The sequence below is a fragment of the Burkholderia sp. E168m23 genome (assembly GCF_016586125.1).
Lineage (GTDB): Bacteria > Pseudomonadota > Gammaproteobacteria > Burkholderiales > Burkholderiaceae > Burkholderia > Burkholderia orbicola.
The window spans coordinates 1-3295 of record NZ_BCPP01000823.1; the positions used below are offsets into that span (position 1 = coordinate 1).

The window sequence follows — 3295 nt, forward strand, 5'->3', positions numbered from 1 at the left end:
ATGGGCGCGGTCGGCATTCACGAGCGCGTCGCGCGCCCGATCATCGACAACGGCGAATTCAATCACGGCCTCACGTACTCGGGGCACCCGGTGGCGGCGGCCGTCGCGGTCGCGAACCTGAAGCTGCTGCGCGACGAGGGGATCGTCGAGCGGGTGAAGACCGACATCGGGCCGTATTTCCAGCGCCGGCTGCGCGACACGCTGGGCGACCATCCGATCGTCGGGGAGATCGCGGGAGCGGGGCTGGTTGTGGGTGTTCAACTGGCGCGCGACCGGAGCCGGCGCGAGCGCTTCGGCGCGGACGTCGATGTCGGCACGATCTGCCGCGACTTCTGCTTCAACGGCAACCTGATCATGCGCGCGACCGGCGACCGGATGCTGCTGTCGCCGCCGCTCGTGATTCGCGAGGCGGAGGTCGACGAGATCGTCGACAAGGCGAAGCGCGCGTTCGACGCGACGGCGGAGCGGGTGGGGCACGGACGGTAAGCCGGTACCTGCGTGCGGCGTGGCGTCGAATGACGTGGCGCCCGCGTCGCGGGACACGCGCGACGCCAAAACGAAAAGGGCTTGCGTCGTGAGACGCAGGCCCTTGAATTCTTTGGTGGGCGGTACTGGGATCGAACCAGTGACCCCTGCCGTGTGAAGGCAGTGCTCTACCGCTGAGCTAACCGCCCAAAGAAGAATCAAATTATGTCAGAGATTTTGGGGCTCGTAAAGCCCTTTCTGCAAATTTTTTCAAATAGCCGCAAGCACCGGATCGCGAGCCGCGCGCTCAGCCCGCCAGCGCAGGCAGCGCGTCGATCGACGCGCGCACGTAGCCGGCGAAGCGCAGCGCCACCGGTTCGGCGGTGCCGCTGCGTTTCAGCGCGAGCGTGCGCGATTCGAGCGACGCATCCTTCAGCGGCAGGAACGCGAGCCGGTCGCTTTTCGCCTGCTGCAGCACGCGCGGCACCAGCGCGATGCCCATCCCGAACTCGATCATCGACAGGATCGTCTGCCACAGCCGCGCCTCGTGGCGGATCAGCGGACTGAATCCCGCGTTCACGCACTGCGCGATGATCAGGTCGTGATAGTGCGGAGCGGCGTCGCGCGGAAACAGGATGAACGGTTCGGTCGCGAGCGTGGCGAGCGCGACCTGCCTGCGCCGCGCGAGCGGATGCGCGGCCGGCAGGCAGCACACGAACGGCTCCGCATAGACGGCCACCGATTCGACCTCGGGCGGGAAGTGGCCCCAGTGCGCATAGCCGAGATCGATCTGGCCGCGCTGGATCGCCTGCACCTGCGCGTGCGTGTTCATCTCGCTCAGCACGACCTCGACGCCCGGATAGTCGGCCTCGAAGCGCCGCACGGCGTCGGGCAGCCCGCGATACAGCATCGAATGGACGAAGCCGATCCGCAGCCGGCCGGCGAGCCCCGACGCGGAGCGCACCGTCAGGCGCTCGGCTTCGTCCGCCTGCAGCAGCAGCCGGCGCGCTTCGCCGAGCAGCACCTCGCCCGCGTTGGTCAGCGCGACCGTCTTGTTGGTGCGCGAGAACAACTGCACGCCGAGCGCGTCCTCGAACTTGCGGATGTCGAAACTCAGCGCCGGCTGCGAGATGAACAGGCGCTTCGCCGCGCGCCCGAAATGCAGCTCCTCGGCGACCGCCACGAAGTAGCGCAACTGCCTCAGTTCCACGGTGTCTCCTCCCGGCGTCGGCATCGATAAGCGATCTCTATCGTACCGGACAAATCCTGTATTGGACGCTTATCGATCGCGCGCCTACGCTCTGCGGGAGGCTCGATGCAGGGCCGGCCGGGCGCTGCGGCGCGCGGCCCGGTCGCTGCACCGGCAACCCAGGAGACGCACGCATGAACGACACCGCTCGCACGCCGGACACCGGCGCATCCAATATCCCCGATACCCGGGGCATCAATTTCTTCACCCTCGATCCCGATCTCGGCGCGTTGCTGAAGCTGCATCTCGGCGACGCGCACTATGCCGAACTCGAGCCGCGGCTGCGCGCGCTCGGCGCGCGCGTGTCGGGCGAACTCGACGAGTGGGCGTCGCGCGCGGACAAGCATCCGCCCGTGCTCGAGCATCGCAACCGGCGCGGCGAGGCCGTGCAGCGGATCGACAAGGACCCGGCGTACGTCGCGCTCGAACGCGTCGCGTATGCGGAGCTCGGGCTCGCATCACTGAGCCATGGAGCCGAAACCGTGCCGCCGCTCGTCAAGTACGCGCTGACGTTCCTGTTCGTGCAGGCGGAATTCGGGCTGTGCTGCCCGGTCAGCATGACCGATTCGCTGACGCGCACGCTGCGCCGCTTCGGCGATCCCGCGCTCGTCGCGCGCTACCTGCCGCGGCTCGCCTCGCGCGACTTCGACACGCTGTACCAGGGCGCGATGTTCATGACCGAGCAGGCGGCCGGCTCCGACGTCGGCCGTATCGCGACGCGCGCGACCAGCGAAACCGACGCGCACGGCGAGACCGTCTGGCGGCTGACCGGCGACAAGTGGTTCTGCTCGAACGCGGACGCCGATCTCGCGATGGTGCTCGCACGGCCCGACGGCGCGCCGGACGGCATCAAGGGCCTCGCGCTGTTCCTGCTGCCGAAGACATTGCCGGACGGCACGCGCAACCGCTACCGGATCGTGCGCCTGAAGGACAAGCTCGGCAGCCGTTCGATGGCCAGCGGCGAGATCGCGCTCGAAGGTGCGCAGGCGTACCTGATCGGCGAGATCGGCCGCGGCTTTCACCAGATGGCCGACATGATCAACATGTCGCGGCTGTCGAACGGCGTGCGCGCGGCGGGGCTGATGCGGCGCGCGCTGAACGAAGCGCTGCACGTCGCCGCGCATCGCGAGGCATTCGGCCGCAAGCTGATCGAGATGCCGCTGATGCAGCGCCAGTTGATGAAGATGCTGCTGCCGGCCGAGGCCGCACGCGCGATGTTCATGCAGATCGCGCTGCTGCTGCCGCAGGCCGACGCGGGCGACGAGCAGGCCGCGCGCTGCGTGCGGATCCTGACGCCGCTGATCAAGTTCCGCGCCTGCCGCGACGCGCGCCGCGTGACGGGCGACGCGATGGAAGTGCGCGGCGGCACCGGCTATATCGAGGAATGGAGCGATGCGCGGCTCGTACGCGACGCGCATCTCGGTTCGATCTGGGAAGGGACGAGCAACATCGTCGCGCTCGACGTCGCGCGTGCCGCGCAACGCGAGCATGCGCTCGACGCGCTGCGGACGTTCCTCGGCGATCGTCTGGGCGCGGCGCCGCTGCCCGAGGCGAGCCGCACGGCGCTGCGGCGCATCCTTG

3 protein-coding genes and 1 tRNA gene are annotated in these 3295 nt (G+C 68.7%); 2 read left to right on the forward strand and 2 right to left on the reverse strand.

The features are described 5' to 3' along the window. Window positions 1-486, forward strand: a 486-nt coding sequence (locus JMF90_RS30270) for an aminotransferase class III-fold pyridoxal phosphate-dependent enzyme (protein ID WP_201325819.1), incomplete at its 5' end; no start/stop codon positions are given. 113 nt (window positions 487-599) lie between these two features. Here JMF90_RS30270 and JMF90_RS30275 read toward each other — a convergent pair. Then, window positions 600-674 (reverse strand) — tRNA-Val (locus tag JMF90_RS30275). Between the two features lie 98 nt (window positions 675-772). After that, entirely contained in the window at window positions 773-1675 is a 903-nt protein-coding gene (locus JMF90_RS30280; RefSeq protein WP_041489528.1) for a LysR family transcriptional regulator, read from the reverse strand. Between the two features lie 173 nt (window positions 1676-1848). On the opposite strand from JMF90_RS30280, the gene JMF90_RS30285 reads away from it, so the two are divergent. Then, window positions 1849-3295 (forward strand): acyl-CoA dehydrogenase family protein (locus tag JMF90_RS30285; protein WP_201325820.1); only part of this gene is annotated, 1447 nt, incomplete at its 3' end.